This window comes from Rhodospirillales bacterium (assembly GCA_016712595.1).
Classification (GTDB): Bacteria; Pseudomonadota; Alphaproteobacteria; order Rhodospirillales; family Defluviicoccaceae; genus Defluviicoccus.
In genome coordinates, this window is record JADJQT010000002.1 from 848863 (window position 1) to 864992 (window position 16130).

The 16130-nt window shown below is 61.7% G+C and carries 8 protein-coding genes and 3 pseudogenes; 5 read left to right on the forward strand and 6 right to left on the reverse strand.

Going from position 1 to position 16130, the window contains the following annotated elements; genetic code table 11:
• Nucleotides 1-160 precede the first annotated feature (160 nt).
• The gene (locus IPK66_15760) at nucleotides 161-541 is read right to left on the reverse strand and encodes a cytochrome c family protein (protein MBK8176654.1); all 381 of its coding nucleotides are present in this window, start codon (nucleotides 539-541) and stop codon (nucleotides 161-163) included.
• A gap of 459 nt (nucleotides 542-1000) precedes the next feature.
• On the opposite strand from IPK66_15760, the gene IPK66_15765 reads away from it, so the two are divergent.
• From IPK66_15765 to IPK66_15785, 5 genes and pseudogenes are all read left to right on the forward strand, one after another.
• On the forward strand, nucleotides 1001-1462 hold the full coding sequence (locus tag IPK66_15765) for a transposase (GenBank protein MBK8176655.1): 462 nt from the start codon (nucleotides 1001-1003) through the stop codon (nucleotides 1460-1462).
• Nucleotides 1459-1805, forward strand: a pseudogene (gene tnpB / locus IPK66_15770) (IS66 family insertion sequence element accessory protein TnpB). Before IPK66_15765 ends, tnpB begins: the two are co-directional and overlap by 4 nt.
• A gap of 44 nt (nucleotides 1806-1849) precedes the next feature.
• A pseudogene (locus IPK66_15775) lies at nucleotides 1850-3471 on the forward strand (IS66 family transposase).
• A 225-nt stretch (nucleotides 3472-3696) separates the two neighbouring features.
• Nucleotides 3697-5068, forward strand: a pseudogene (locus tag IPK66_15780) (IS66 family transposase).
• Between the two features lie 21 nt (nucleotides 5069-5089).
• Entirely contained in the window at nucleotides 5090-5734 is a 645-nt protein-coding gene (locus IPK66_15785) for a transposase (GenBank protein ID MBK8176656.1), read from the forward strand.
• A 568-nt stretch (nucleotides 5735-6302) separates the two neighbouring features.
• Here IPK66_15785 and IPK66_15790 read toward each other — a convergent pair.
• The 5 genes from IPK66_15790 to IPK66_15810 all read right to left on the reverse strand — a co-directional run bounded on the left by IPK66_15790 (nucleotide 6303) and on the right by IPK66_15810 (nucleotide 15889).
• Nucleotides 6303-9059 (reverse strand): glycosyltransferase, encoded by a 2757-nt coding sequence (locus IPK66_15790; protein MBK8176657.1) that lies wholly within the window; start codon nucleotides 9057-9059, stop codon nucleotides 6303-6305.
• A 14-nt stretch (nucleotides 9060-9073) separates the two neighbouring features.
• Nucleotides 9074-10327, reverse strand: a complete 1254-nt coding sequence (locus tag IPK66_15795) for a hypothetical protein (GenBank protein ID MBK8176658.1) — start codon at nucleotides 10325-10327, stop codon at nucleotides 9074-9076.
• Nucleotides 10328-10508: 181 nt separating this feature from the next.
• Complete coding sequence (locus IPK66_15800; GenBank protein MBK8176659.1) at nucleotides 10509-11114, reverse strand: class I SAM-dependent methyltransferase; 606 nt, start codon at nucleotides 11112-11114, stop codon at nucleotides 10509-10511.
• 191 nt (nucleotides 11115-11305) lie between these two features.
• Nucleotides 11306-11968, reverse strand: a complete 663-nt coding sequence (locus tag IPK66_15805; protein ID MBK8176660.1) for a sulfotransferase family 2 domain-containing protein — start codon at nucleotides 11966-11968, stop codon at nucleotides 11306-11308.
• Nucleotides 11969-12106: 138 nt separating this feature from the next.
• Nucleotides 12107-15889 (reverse strand): glycosyltransferase, encoded by a 3783-nt coding sequence (locus tag IPK66_15810; protein ID MBK8176661.1) that lies wholly within the window; start codon nucleotides 15887-15889, stop codon nucleotides 12107-12109.
• Between the last annotated feature and the right edge of the window lie 241 nt (nucleotides 15890-16130).

The window sequence follows — 16130 nt, forward strand, 5'->3', positions numbered from 1 at the left end:
ATTACTTCCTGAACGATGAAAAATTTCTGCGGATGCCGGTCAAATACCTATCGAGTGGCAGCTCTCGCTTGCCGTCGAAAGGCGTCGCCGGTCCTGATTGGGCACGCCGCGGTCCTTACAGTCAGGCTCCCGTACGTACCGGGAGCCTGAGCCGGGCCGGCTACTTCAGGGTATTGAGGTAGGCGATGACGTTGGCGCGGTCGGTCTCGTCCTTGACGCCCGGGAACGTCATCTTCGTGCCCTTGACCACCTCCATCGGCGCCGCAAGATACGTATTGAGCGTGTCGTTGTTCCACGTCACTCCGTAGTTCTTCATGGCGGTCGAATAGTTGAACCCCGGCAGCGATCCCGACTGCCGGCCGACCACGCCGGCCAGCGATGGCCCGACCCGGGTTACCCCCGGCTCGGGCGAGTGGCAGACGGCGCACTTGGCGAACACCTTCTTGCCGGCATCGGCATCGGCGTCGGCGTCGGTTGCGCTCGCGTGACCGCACAGGCCAAATACGAGCATAAAAGCGAAGCAGACAAGGGTCCGGTTCATTTCGAGTCTCCAGGTTGCACGCGTCCGCACCGTTCCGGCGTCCCGCGAGGAAGGGTGAATGCACTCGGGCCACGCGTCGATCGGGTGTCGGATCGGCCGACCGCGGCGAGGCCGTTCGAAGATGATGACCAAGACGGCCGCACAACGCACGCGCGTATTGCAGCGACTAATATGCGTGCGACGCGCTCTGCTAGGCAGTCTTGGTGCTTGACTTGGTTCCGAGGCGTGTGTGCGCCTCACGGCCGCCGCGAAGCTCCCCAGCCGGACGCTCGTCGCTTCTGGTGGGCATCTCAATGTCCGCATATAGCCGAGGCTGTTGAGAAAGTCGATGACGGCTGTGGGTTTGGGGGTGGCAGGTGTCGTAGAGGCTGTACGCATCCGGTGATGGCCGCCTTGTGGTGAGGCGGGATTTTGTGCGGCATTTGGCTCGGATTTGGAGCTAGCGGCAGCGCAAGATCGATGTCTTATCGTCAGGGTGAGGTACTGGGACGGGTCGAGCGGCGGCGTCGGTTCTCGCTCGGGCAGAAGCTTGCGGTTCTGGCGGAGGCGTCGGCGCCGGGAGTGGTGATCTCGGCGGTGGCGCGGCGGCATGGGCTGCTGCCGGCACAGGTGTTCAAATGGCGACGTCTGGCGGCGCTCGGCGTGATCGACATCCCCGGTGCTTCGGAATTGCCATCGTTCGTCGCCGTCGAGGTCGCGGAAGACGCGGCCGCGAACGAGGTGGCGGGGACGGAGGCCGTCGCGGCGGGGCCTGCGGGCAGGGCTGCGGGTGTGCCGGCGATGATGCCGCCCGCGAAGCCTGGGCAAGGTCGGTCGGGGGTGATCGAGATCGAACTCGGCGCGGGTCGCTGTGTCCGCGTGGTTGGCGATTTCGACGCCGAGGCGCTGCGGCGGGTTCTGGACGTTTTGGATCGGCGATGATTGCCGTTCCGACCGGCGCCCGGGTGTGGCTGGCGACCGGACACACCGACATGCGGCGCGGCTTCGATGGGCTGGCGCTGCAGGTGCAGGAAAGGCTGAAGCAGGACCCGCACTGTGGTCATTTGTTCGTCTTCCGTGGAAGACGCGGTGACCTTTGAAGATCCTTTGGCACGACGGCCAGGGCCTGTGCCTGTTCGCCAAACGTCTCGAACGCGGTCGGTTTCTGTGGCCGTCGGCGGCCGATGGAACGGTGACGATCACGCCGGCGCAACTCGCGTATCTGCTCGAAGGCATAGACTGGAGGATGCCGCGGCGAACTTGGCGTCCGATCGCCGCCGGATGAGATAACAGCTTACAAAGGCGTGAGAATCTGATTCAGTTCGGGTCGTGATGACGACGCCCGAGCCGCTGCCCGCCGACCTCGCCGAAGCGCACGCGATGATCATCGCCGAGCGCGCGGCCCGGTGTGCTGCCGAGGCCGAGGCGGCGATCGCGAAGCAGACGAAGCGGGTTCTCGACCTGGAGATCGAGCGCCTCAAGCTGGAGATCGCCCGGCTGCGCCGGCAGCGGTTCGGTTCCTCGTCGGAGCGCAGCGCCCGGTTGGAGCAGCTGGAGCTGGCGCTGACCGAGCTGCAGGAGACCGTCGCCCAGGCCGATGCCGCGGCCGAGCTGCGGGCGGCGGAACGGAGCCCGACCCCGGCGCGCAGCGCCGCGACGCCACGCAAGCCGGCGCGCCGTGCGTTGCCGGAGCATCTGCCGCGCACCCGCCTGGTCTACCCGGCGCCCACCGCCTGTCCCTGCTGCGGCGGGGCGGTGCGCAAGCTGGGCGAGGAGATCACCGAGACGCTCGAGCGGCTGCCGGCGCGCTGGCTGGTCGTCCAGCACGTGCGCGAGAAAGTCTCCTGCCGCTGCTGCGAGGCGATCCGCGAGGCGCCGGCGCCGTTCCATCCCATCGCCCGCGGCCGTGCCGGGCCGAACCTGCTGGCCGAGGTCGTGTTCGGCAAGTACGGGATGCACTTGCCGTTGAACCGGCAGAGCGCCTGCTTTGCCCGCGAGGGCATCGAGCTGGACGTCTCCACTCTCGCCGACTGGGTAGGGGCGGTCGCCGCTTCGCTGCAGCCGCTGACCGCGGCGATCGAGGCGCACGTCCGCGCCGCCGCCCGCATCCACGCCGACGAAACGCCGGTGCCGGTGCTGGCGAAGGGCAAGACGAAGGAAGGCCGGCTGTGACCGTCGTCCGCGACGACCGGCCGTTCGGCGGTCCCCACCTGGACGGAACAGGCCCGCCGGCCGCCGTCTTCTTTTATTCGCCCGACCGCAGCGGCGTGCACGCCGAACGCTTCCTCGCGGGCTGGACCGGCATCATGCAGGCCGACGCCTTCTCCGGCTTCGGCCGGCTGTACAAGAGCGATCGCCGGCCTGGCCCGATCACCGAGGCCGGCTGTTGGGCACATGGCCGCCGCGGCTTCTTTGAGCTGGCGGAGCTGCAGCAGGGGCCGATCGCCATCGAGGCGGTCAAGCGGATCGACGCGCTGTTCGCGATCGAGCGCGAGATCAACGGCGCCTCGGCCGAGCAGCGTCTGGCCGTCCGCAACCAGCGATCCCGCCCGCTGATCCTCGACCTCGAAGCCTGGCTGCGCGACCAGTACGCGAGGCTGTCGGCGAAGTCGAAGACGGCAAAAGCCATCGACTACCTGCTGAAGCGCTGGACCGCCTTCACCCGCTTCCTCGACGACGGCAGGGTTTGCCTCTCGAACAACGCCGCGGAACGCGCGCTACGCGGTATCGCCGTAGGAAGACGCAACTGGACCTTCGCCGGCTCCGACGAAGGCGGTCGTCGCGCGGCGGCGATGTACACCCTGATCGAGACGGCGAAGCTGAACGGCATCGATCCCCGCGCCTGGTTGGCCTCCGTCCTCGCCCGCCTTCCCGGCCACCCCACCAGCCGCATCCACGAGCTGCTGCCCTGGAACTGGCAGGCACCAGAGCCAATCAGCACCGCCGCATAGCCGCTCACAACTGCGCCGGTCCGGCAACCCACTCCAGCCGCGGCCCTCGCCGGATGGGTACGAAAAAAGGTACTCCCGGGCGCCTGATCAACACGGGGCGGTTTAGCGCGGCAGCGGGCTAGCGTCAGCCGTGAATTTTGGGTTGCCGGCTAGCCGAGCGTATCTGCTCAGGTGGTTGGCGATTTTTGGGTTGCGGGGTCGGGCTGGATGTGAGTCAAGGTATGGATGACTCTGCCGTTCCGATACCGCTTGAGCGACGATGAGAAGGACGCGCTGCTTTCCGAGCAGGCAGCGCTGATCGAACGTCAGGCGGCGCGGATTACGGAACTCGAGGCGCTGCTGGCGCGACCGAAGAAGACGTCACGGAACAGCCACACGCCGCCGTCGCAGGACCGCAAGCCGGGCGGAAGCGGGGACAAGAAGCATGGCGAGCGGCGCAAGCTGCGGCCCTCGCGTCCGGGCTCGGCGCGGTCGCTGAGCGAGGTGCCGGACGAGACGATCAAGCGGCTGGCCACCACGTGTCCGCATTGTGCCGCCGACGTTTCGGGCCAGAGGCAGATCTGCCGCCATCGCTACGATCACATCGACATCCCGCCAATCGCACCGGTGGTGACCCGTGTTGAGCTGTTCGGCGGGCGCTGTGCTGCCTGCGGCCGCCGTTTCCGCGCCGCCCCGCCGGACGGCATGCCGCTGGGAACACCCTTTTGGGCGTCAATCCAGGCGCTGCTTTTGTATCTGCACCACAGCCATCATGTCGGTTTCGAGCGGCTGGCGCGGATGATGGCGGAGCTGTTCGGGCTGGTGATCTCCGAGGGTGCCATCGCCAACGCCTTCCGCCGCGCTGAAACAGCGATGACGGCGGCGTGCGCCGCGATCAAGCGAAAGGCTGCTGGCCGCCCGGGTGATCGCCTCGGACGAGACCACCGCCCGCATCGACGGCGCCACCCACTGGCATTGGGTGTTCGTCACCACCAAGGCGGTGCTGCACCAGATCGCACCCCGCCGGGCGAAAGCGGTCGCCGAAGAGGTGCTGGGCGAGCACCGGCCGGCGGTCTGGGTGTCCGACCGCTACGCCGGCCAGCAGGATCTGGCGCCCGCGCATCAGGTCTGTCTCGCCCACCTCCTGCGTGACGTCCAGTATGCCATCGACTGCGGCGATACCGTCTTCGCGCCCCGGCTGCGCGATCTGCTGCGCTGGGCGATCCGCATCGGCCGACGGCGAGATGCCCTGCGGCCGGCGACCCTCGCCACCTATCACGACCGCGCCGAACGCCGCCTCGATGCGCTCGTGGCCACACCCGCGGCGCATCCCGCCGGCCGCGAGCTGCAAACCGCAGTCAAGGCGTGGCGGATGACGTTCTTCGTCTTCCTCGAAGACCCAGACGTGCCAGCCACCAACAACGCCTGCGAGCGAGAAATCCGTCCGTCCGTCGTGTTCCGCAAGGTCACCGGCGGCTTTCGCTCCGAATGGGGCGCACACATCCACGCCGGATACCGATCCGCCACCAGCACCGCAGGGCTCCACGGCCAAACCGCCCGGCAAGCCATCGCCCAACTCCTCGCCGGCACCTTCCAGACCACGCCCGCAGCTTTATAGCCAGGGGGGTGAGCAGATACGATGCTGGCGGCGCTGGCCGAGGCGCACCGGGCCGGCCGCCTCGCCTTCTTCGGCCGCCTCACGGCGCTCGCCTGTGCCCGCGCCTTCGCGGCCGTCCTCGCCCCGCTGAAAAAGACGAAGTGGTTCGTCTATGCCAAGCGGCCGTTCGCCGGGCCGGACGCGGTGCTCACCTATCTTTCGCGCTACACCCACCGCGTCGCCATCTCCAACCGCCGGCTGGTCGCCTGCGACGACGAAGGCGTCCGCTTTCGCTGGAAGGATTACCGCGCCGACGGGCACGCTCGCTGGAAGACGATGACGCTCCCGGTGGCCGAGTTCATCCGCCGCTTCCTCCTCCACGTCCTGCCGTTCGGCTTCCACCGCATCCGCCACTACGGGTTCTTGGCCAACGGCCAACGTCGCACCGCCGTCGACCACGCCCGGGTGCTGCTGGCGGCGAAGCCGGAGGCGCCGGATGATCGGACGGTGCCCGCCGACGGAAGCGGCGATGCCGCGGCCAGCTCCGCCGACGCCGCCCCGCCGAAAGCGCACCGCTGTCCCTGCTGCGGCGGGGTGATGATCGTCGTCGAAACCTTCCGGCGCGGCGGCGTCCCCGCATCCCGAACGGCGGCCGCGGCGTCGGTCATCGGGATCGACAGCTCATGAGACCGCCGCAACGACCGACCGACCGCACCGATGCCCGATCCGACCGCCGGTCCGCGCCCGGCGACGCGGCGACACGCCCGGACCGGCGGCAGCCGCGGCGAAATTCACCCGATCGGCAGGCCGCCGATCGCCGCAGCCCGCCCACATTCGTGGCCGTCGTGCTCCGCCCGGCCGCAGACAGCCGCCGGCGGCCGCTCCACCGCCTCCCACGCAGCCACCCCGCGACGGCCAATTCCCCATAGATCCGGCCCCACCGACCAGCACCGCTGCCGCCCCCGCGGTTTCCTCCCCTGAGGCTTATCGGACGCCTGCCGCTCGCCCGTCCCACCATCGGTGTACGGCAGGCATCCGATAACCCTTAACACAAGCGGACATCGGCGGTGGCGGAGAACGGCGGTTGGCGCCGGTGATTTCGACGCCTCTCCGGCGGTCGCTTTCAGGCGTCGCAGCATGGATGCACAATGAAGAAGACTTCGCGTCAGAATTATAGCGGACACGAGTGGTGGCGGCGGCAACGTTGCCCGCAGGGTGGTTACACCCTGCCCACGTGACGGGCACCAAAGGTCGCTTATGCAATATGAGGCGTCGGATCGCGCATGCTTCTACATGTAAGAAAGTATGAAGTCGGATCTGGAAAACGTGGAAACAAAGAAAATACTGCATCTGCGATAGCCCAATGGCGCCTTTCAGAGTGCCCATGCTTGATATAATGCTCTACGCCTCCCTTGAAATAACCATTACAAATCGCCTGCTCTATATCTATATGTGCGCCAGTATACTGCCACTCACAAGCCTTCATAATAGCGATCGACATGTCGGCCGCGTCGACATATGCCCGTGCCTTGATTGCATCGACGATTTCAGGAATGAACAACGCAGGTAAGCTTGCACTGTCCTTTGCAATTATGCCCGCTATCGTGTCGAGAGCAGATTGATTCATCTTTATATACCAGCTAGCTGCGATAAATGCTCGCAGGGTAATCGAGTCAGGCAACATATCTAGACGGAACGCGTGGCCATCAGCTAGTAATAAAATAGCGTTGGCAGTATCATTAAATTTATTGCTGCAATTTCTTGGACCCACAGAGCATTCTATAAGTTCCGACGCGGCCTCACGATGGGCGCAACAAATACATAGTAGCGCCATCCTTTGGATGCACTTAGCGGAGCTAGGTTCATCATCTCCGTCCAGATCAGCTACGACGTCGCTGAGAATCGCCATGGCCCAAGAACGCCAGAACCCGGCTTGGAATTCACATGAAAACAAGCTCTCCTTTGCCTTCTTCAGCGCCAGCAGCAACGGCTGGGTTGCAGACACCATGTTCGATGCAGCAAGCACACCGTGTGCGGTTAGGGCCACCTCACGTAGATCAGCGTTGGTCGACGAGATATACGGGCGCAAAGCCCGCAACCCATTTGCGATTTCCGACGTCGCTCTCAACATCGAATTCTTCTGTCGGCGGTACCAGAATAGGGCGCCTGGGGCAGCCATCACCTTCGCGCCCGACAAAGCCGCGCGAGCGAAAAACTCGTAATCCTCGCAACCTAGTCCATAATCTTCACTGAAGCCGCCAAGCGCCTCGAATGTCGAACGCTTGTAGAGCGCACACGCGTCGCCATACCCGTTCCGGAACAGTCCGTAAGCGAGCGCACCGCCGACAGGAAGGAATCGTTCCACGATGCGAGTGTCCGGGCCGGGTTCGTCGTCTCCTTCGAATACGTCCATGGGGGATGTCAATACATCGGCACCCGAAGTCTGGGCGCAGCCAACCAGCGTCCGCACTTGATCCGGCTTGCAGACGTTGTCGTCATCGAGAAACAGGATCCAGTCGCCGCGCGCCTCGCGGGCGGCCACATTGCGCGCCGCACCGAGGTAACGGTTCGCCTGCCGGACAATCCGCCAGCCAAGCCGGCGGAAATCCCTCTCCAGCAACTCCAGCAGCGCGATCGCCTCCGCCCCGACACTGCCATCGTCGACGAGGATCACCTCGATCGGCCGATACGACTGCAGCTGCACCGATCGGATCGCCTGTGACAGCAGCTTCGGCCGGTCCTTGTGAACGATGCAGACGGAGACCAGCGGCGTCAGATTGCCATCGTCGGGTGCCGGCCGCGGCGGAGTCTGGCGGAGCAGCGACGCAAGAAATGTGTTCCACCGCGCGGGCGGCTCTTGCATCCAGGGCGCCAGTCGCGGACAAACCGCCGGGCGTGCAACCGCATCGAGGATCTTCTGCGTCAGCTCGGCCGGATTGTCTCCCACCAGACAGCGTTCATGATCCTCGCTCGCGATCATCTCCGGCACGCCGCCCGTCGCACGCGCGATGAACGGCACGCCGAACGAAATGCATTCGGCGATCGTATAGGGGGCGTTGTCCATCGCCGAAGGGATCACGGCCAAAGCGTCATTCTCGATCAGCCAAGCAAGGGCGCCGGGCTGGTCGAGCCCGCACAGCAGCCGGATCGGGGTGCGCCAGCCCGCGGCGCGGTTCAGGATATACACTCCAGAATGGCTGCCGCCGACCTTCCCGAACTTGCCGAGGAACACCACCGCGGGTAGCTGCCCGCCGGACGCTTCTATCCTGTCGATCGCATCGCAGAACAGCTCCAGCCCCTTGCGTCGTTCGAGCCGGCCGAAGAAGACGACGTTTCGCACCATGCCGGATCCACGCACCCCCTGCTGCTGTCCCACTGGTCCCTGCGGAACGAGGTTGGGCAGCACGACCCGCTGGCGCGCGACGTTCCAGCCGAAGCCCGTCATCCAATCGAGCATGTAGTGCGTCGGCGACAGCACGAAGTCCGCCAACTCGACGCTCCGCCGCTCCAGGAACGACGTCAGCAGCTGATCCGGCTGGGTGAACGGCTCGTGCGAGTAGAGGCTGTGCCAGACCGTCGGAGAGTGCACGTGGACGACAAGCCAGGTGTCGCGAAACGCGAGCCCCAGCGCCTTCGCCGACAAACTGTGGAACCCTGCGCCTTGCCAGTCCATGAAGAAGATGATCCGGAACGTCCGTGCCGCCAGCCATTCATAGGCGTGCAGAGATCGGATCAGGTGCGGATGATTGGGCTCGTAGGCGAGCGTCTTGCCGTCGGGCGTCGATTGCTGCGACAGGACGTGGATCGCGATGCCGCGCCGTTCATAGCGCAGCCGCCACCCGGTGTCAGGGCGCTGCTCGCTCTCCGGCAGGGTGAGCAGCAGTGAGACATCGAAGCCGCCGTCGGCGAGAAACTCGGCGAGCGCGGTGCACGAGGTGCCGATACCGCCATTGGCGATCGGGCCGATCAGGTCGGGGGTGACGATGCAGACGGGGCCGAAGAACGGCTGCATGCATACCGATCGGGTTAAGGACACGCGTCGGAGTCGGGAGCGAGCGGCCCTCCACCGCCACGAGACTCATTGAGCAGGAAGATGTCGCCGTCACCTCCGTCGACCGAGAAGGACGAGGCGACGATCCCGCTGGCTTGGCTGCGATGAGGAACGGGGAAGGTTATGGTCACGGGTCGGTTGTCGGGCGGGTTGAAGACGACGCAGCCGTTTCCGAAGGCGCGGCGATAGGAGCCGTCCTGAGAGCGAACGCCCTTGGGCCCCACCGGTCGACCCAGTGTCTTGTCCCAGAAAGAATACCAACTGTGTAGGTGGTCGAGCGTCGGCAGCGCGTCGGGATCTCCAAACAGGACGTAGCCGTCCGAATTGGTCAGGGACAGTGTCGTCACTTCGCGCATGAGCGCCAGATGACCGCGCCCGCGTGCCTCGATCGTCGCCGGGTCACCCGAGCAATCGCCGCAATCGTACCAGCCCTCGAGTGCGGTGACGGCGGGAGCGCGCAGATGCGCCTCCAGCCAAACGAGGTTGGCGACCGCTTGTCGCCAGTCCGCGAACCCCTTGGACCCGAAACCTTCCATATAGACGCCGTTGAGATAGGACGCTGTCATCTTCGGCAGCGACCCGTTGACGTTGCCGATCAGCAGCGCCTTGTCGCCGACCGCCGCGCGCACCATCTGGATCATCTTCAACCGGTCTGTTCCTTCGGCGCCGGGGGTGTCGGAATAGGCGCCGTTCCACCAGTCGAACATGCAGCCATCGAAAACCCCCGTTTCGACATAGGCTTTGCATTGCGCGGCTACGCTGTCCCGAAGTTCTGGCTTGGAGAAATCGAGCAGATAGACTTGGCGCGCGCCGTAGATCAGCCCGCCCGATATGACCGGCTCCCCGGATTTGTCGCGGCGCCAAAGTGGAGAATCGGGCGGGAGATAGTCTTGCCAAGCGTCGTAATACCGGACTTCCGCGAGAACGACGGCGTTCGGGTTGAGGCGCGCGAGCTCGCGACGCTTGGCGAGCGCTCGATCGACGGCCGCAGGGGCCAGCGCCTCGCCGCGGTCAATGCGGCCGAGGCCCATCTGCTGTGGACTGAGGATCAGCAGATCATGCCGCGCCATCCTGGCAAGGGAAGAATGGTCATTATCTGGGCCGTCCGAATCCGAGCCGTCCGACCACGCCATGAAGATGGAGGGGAAGGTCCGGTTGGCGGACGGGCCTGCGGCGCCGCCCGTGTGCTCGCTTGCACCGCAAGCATGCCCGACCTCGAACAGCGTCACTACGATGGCGCACACGCTAAGCCAGGGGAAAATCCTTGGAAGTCTATCCGCGTTGATCATTACTCTGATTGTCGGTTTACCGCTTCTGAAGGAAATCCGAAACAGTCGCTACCGACGTTTGACCCGTGGCGTGGCGACATGTCGGCTTTCTGAATACAGACGTCGTGGTATCCTTGCGGGTTTAGCGCAAAAAGCTCATTTTCCACCGGTGCGTTGTGCAAAATTCATTTACTCCCCTCAGAACGCCGTAGTGGTAAACTTCAGGCGCAGAATATACGGTATAATCGTTGCAAACAATGAAGCCATCAGGTTTCAATTTTTTCACGCTGGCGTTCAGATCCTTCACAAATCCTTCGTATGAATGTTGCGCATCAATATAAATCCAATCAAAATAATTTTCCGTAAATGAATTTAAAATTGTAGATGAGTCTCCTTCATGTAAATGGACACGTCCACCTTGGATATCGCCGTCAAATTCCTCCCGCTCGAAAAGCTGTAGATCAATATCAATAATGTGAAATTTTGCGGGCGAAGTTTTCTTGCGTATCTCTTTTGCAAAATGCCCAAACCGGGTTCCCACTTCTGCACAAACTGCATTTTTCGGCATAAACTCAAGTAGCGTGTATCGTGAGCGGAGCACCCTACACTCGTCTAGCAATTCCTGTTCTATGCTGGGTGCGAACGGAATATAAGGATTGTTTGTTGCTGTTACTAGTTCTTTAATTGCTGTCCGAAGTAATGCTTCCGCTTCACGAACACGAGCGCTCAAATATGGAATGTCAGCCATAATTTTAATCCTCGTTTCTCGAACTGACCGGTTTCGTTGCTTCTATCCAGCAATATGGTCTGGTACCCAAGACGGCGCCTTGTACGAGATGTCCTATTCGTCTTGCAACACGAAAATGTTAGCCTGCCTTAGGCTACAACATTCAGCATTATGATCAAACCAACTGTTTCCTCTATTGCTAAGCGGCCTACTTAATGATCATTATTATAATAACCCTTAAGATAACGATATTCTGCGTGTACATGCTCTCTGATGGAATCCCTCGCTCTCGGAGACAGCGAGTCAAATTCGACATAAAATTGACTTTTCTTTGAATGCGGGAATCGCACATCACGCTCTGCAAGCCTGGAAAAAAACGCTTTAAACTCGGAAAACTCTTCAAACCTGAACACTTTATCAAAGTAAGTCAAATCTTCTCCAAGAAACGCGCTGACATTACAAAAATGATGATCTATGCTGTTTGATATACTCATGTATTCCTTAAGATGAGTGAAAAAGAAGTCGGCATCAGGATCCGGCAATAGATTTGACTTTTCAATAACGTCAACGCCCAACGTATCCTTGCTTAAGTCCTTAAGATCAACCACTCGATTGCGATAAGCGGACAGTATTCGCTTAATGGGATCTCTCACTAAAGCAACTTTCGTGGCCTTAGGATCGACATCCATGAATGCGCGGGCAAACGGATGTGTTCCATAAATAAGATGAACGTGGTTAACGCAAACTCCATTTACAAATTCATCAGTAAATGGGCGGCCGTACTCAAGCTCGTATATTGCCTCTTTTATCGATGTGCATGCAACTTTCGGCGCAGGGAAATATGCTCCGCGCCCGCTCGCAAAATGTATTGCCATAATCTCTTCTTTCCCTTTCCAGTTATCGTCCGCGACACGTTAATCACGCAGCGACCTTCTATAAAAGTCGAAGCACTAATAAACGGCTAGAAATACACTTGGTCAACCCTGTCGACGATGGTTTAGGTCCGTGGTGCATCAATTCGTCTCCACCAACACCGACACGTCATGCACCAGCGCATGGCAGAACCACACGTTCGGCTGCCCGACGACGCGGGAGCCTATATAAATGTCGTAAGGTTCCACAAGCGGTTGGGGCGCCTCCACCTGCACCGACTTGTGCACATTCTTCTCGACTACTTTCAGCCAACCGCTGAAAAACTCGGCCTCGCTAAGCTGCGTCTCATCCGCGATCAGTTGCGAATTCGGGTGCATCCACACTCCGAACAGGATCGGGTGCGCCTTCTCGTTGGCCACCGACACGGTGACCCTCGCGCCGAGTGCGCCAGTGGGGAGGATGCGTGGGACGCGGATCGCCGCCAAAGCCTCGTGAATAGGGTGCAGGGTAGTCGGATAGCCAGGTACAAACCATTTCAGGTCTGCGGGCGCGACGCCGCTTCGGGTGAGCGGCTGGCCTTTTTCGGCGATGATCCGCTCCGACAGCCGGCGCGGCGCGAAACGCGGCCGGATCACGCTTTTCTGGCTCGCCCCGACATGCGCGATCTCGACTTCGAACTGACGCCAAGCAAGCTCGCAAACGCCAGAAGCTTCCGACCGGCCGCGCGCGATAAGGAAAATGTCGTGCGGCTCGTCCGCTCTCCCTCGACCGATCGGCGTACGGAAACTCACCTCGCCGCTTGGCGTCATTTCCGTCCAGCCGGAGGCGTAAACCCCGGGGTGCGCGCTGAGATCGCCCGCATCGAGATCGACGGAGACGCCGGAGGAGCACACGACGAGGCAGGCTTCGTAACCCATGAACTGACCCGACGCCGCGCATTTGGCGGTGATGACCTCGGCCCCGCTGGGGCAGACTTTCTCGACCCGGACCACCGCGGCGTCGAACGAAGCGGTGAAGGCGAGGACGCCACCGGCGTCGATGATACGGCCCTCGACCCCAAAAAGTGCCTCGGCGCGTCCCCGCACATGATCGGTGATGTCGAGCCGGGTTTTGACGATCGCATGATAGCGGTCGAGTTCGTCGCGCGCGTCCCGCGCCATCTGCTCTCGCGCCGCCACCGTCACGTCTTCGACCAGCGCGACATCATTGTGCAGCGCGAAGTCGAGCGCCTCCTGCACGCGCCGCTGTTCGACCATGTATTGCAGCAGCAGTTGTTTGGCGTCCTTGGATTCGGGGTCGACGTCGGAGAGCCTGACAAGCGTTTCGTGCGTTTCGCCCTCCTGGGCGGCTATCTGAAGCATTCGGAAGCGCTGCTCTCGATCGATCTCCCAGGACAGCTCGAGCATGCGCGCGACGTTGCGGATCGGGTAGCCGAGATAGACGTTGGCGATGCGTCTGGCGTTGGCGACCGGGTCGGACTTGACGAACATGCCGCTCTCCAGCACCCGGTACCAGAAGGTCGGCTTCGGCAGCACCTCGACCTTCAGTCCCTTCAGCGTCGCCTTGGCGAAGAATTCCCAATCCTCGACCGCTTGGCCGTGGACCTCGTGGAAGCCGCCGACGATCTCGTGCGCGCGTCGACTCACGAGCGCGTTCGCGTCGCCGTAGCAATTCTCAAAAAACCCGACCTCGGCGCAGCCGCCCAGGGGCAAGGTTCGGATCTCGCCGTCAAATTCGGGGTCGGGCCTGTGCCGGTGATGAAAGGAGTAGGGCACCCCGGTGACGATGTCGGCTCCGAAGCGTTGCGCTGCACGAATGAAATCGCTGACGGCGTGCGGCATCAGCAGGTTGTCGTCGTCGACAAACAGAAGATACTCGCCAGAGGCGTTGCGGACGCCAGTGTTCCTTGCGGCACCCAGATATTTGTTGTGCTGCCGCACCACTTTCACCGGTATGCCCCATTCTCCTTTTTCGATCTCGCGGAGATACTCGAGCGTCCTTGGCTGCTGGCTGCCGTCGTCGATGACGACGAGCTCGATGTTCGGGTACGTCTGGGCAAGGATCGACTCGAAGGCTTGCTGGAGAAAGTGCGGCCTTTCGTAATGCACGAGGCAGATGGAGACACGCGGCTTCGGCGCGCCGTCGGACTCGATATCGGCCGACTCGGCCGCTCCCGGGGCGGAGCCCGCTTCGGCCTTTTCGAGCCTCGCCGGAGCTTCCTCCGACAATTTCATGAAATCGCGCCAGCGCTGGCGCGTAAGTGGCTGCTCGATCGCCATCCGCGAAGGCTGCTGCCCGTCTTTCAGACAGGCCGCAATTCGCTCGGCCAGCGCCGCGGATTGCGGTGGCACGAGACAGCGCGACCGATCCTCCTCGGCGACGAGTTCGCCTGTGCCGCCGGTGCTGGTGGCGATGAAGGGAATGCTCAATTGGAGACATTCCGCCACCACGCACGGTGAGTTCTCGGCGAGCGAGGGAATGACGGCGAGACGGCCGGCCCCGCCGAGATACGCGTTAGCCTCGATCTGGCCGAGACCGGCGAGGAAGCGGACTTTAGTGCCCCATTTTGTACTTCTCGACAAGATATAGGCGGCGGAGTTCATCGCGCCGATCTTCCAGATCTTGCCCAGGAACGTGATCGTCACGCCCGCCAGACTGACTCCCGAAGCGATCGCCCGGTCGAGCGCATCGCAAAACAGCACGACGCCCTTTCGGACCTCTTGGCGCCCGAAGAATACGATTTCCGAAATCGATCGCCCGGACGAAGCGGCGTTGGGGAGGACGGCCTGTCGTCCCGCCACGCTCACGATATTCTGCTCGACGTAGAGGGACTTCGGCAATATCCAGTCGTGCGCCTTCATCCAGTGAAGGAGATACTCGCTGGGGCTGACCACGAAGTCGGCATACTCGACGCATTTTTTCTCCATGTAGGAGAGAACGACCAGTTGCGAATGCGCCCATTGCTGGGAGTTAAGTTCATGGGTCCAATCGTTCGGGCCATGCGTGACGACGAGGGTTTTCGGATTGCCCGCCATGACGCCCGCTTTTGCGGCCATGACCGTGTAAAAGCCTTGCCCGCCGCATTCGTTAAAATAAATCACGCCGTAATTCTTATCGCGAACATATTTATAAATCGCATAGGAAACCCGCCGGATGTCACGGAACTGCTCAAATATCTCAGAATATCTAGGAAGATAGTCGAGTGTGATCCCCATAGATCTATACCTAGCCGCCACATCAACGAACGGCTCCGACCGGATTCGCGGTCCATTATCGTCGCAGTCAATGAATAGGACGGTCACCTCCCATCCGGCTTCAGCAAATTCAATCGCCAACCCGGTATTGGCAGTGCCGATACCTCCATTCTTGAATAGTCCGTGAAACTCCGTTGTCACGAAGCAAACGCGCTTCGACTGTACAATCAGGGCCCCGGCGGGTAACCCTATTGTGTAAAAGGAGTCAGTAGTCTCGGCCGCATTCGCCTCGATGAGGCCCACTTTCCGCTGGACGTCCGGGCGAGCCTCAGGTGGGAAAAAGCACATAATTTGGGCGACCGAAAGATCTCCAACTGTATGCTTCGCCAAGAACTTGTTTCGGGATGGAACGTAGATTTCAACCACGGCGTCCGGCCTGTGGTGGGCCAGCTCTGACAGAATTTGCAAATCAAACTCATGCCAAGCGACAAAAAATCCAGAATTTTCACCGCACCCTAAATAAGTACTTACATCTATCCTTGATATGCCAGTGCTTCCGACAGACAAAATATTTCCACAACAAATAATATCAAACTTTACTACACTGTTTTGATCTTCAACATCGAGTATCCAACCGAATATCCCCCGGTCGTCAACAGCATCGACTACCCCAGCGACTGCCGCGGTCTCGCTCGGCCACCTGGGGAGACGAGCAGGCACACCGGTCAACCGACCCTTTCTTTTGGTCGAGCCAGGATAATAGTCCGCGCGGCTAGGCAATGGTTGATCCCCCCCTTTTTGCCCCCTGGACATTTCTTAAGGCGGATCTTGTCGCATGACAATGGCCTCATTGGGGTTACGTCGGTAGGTTGTTGCACGGATCGGCGGAGTTGCCGTCGGGAGCTGGCCGGCGTAGGGAAGGGTCCCTTTTCTGACCGATGGACGCGTAGCCGTGCCGTTCAAAGCCAAT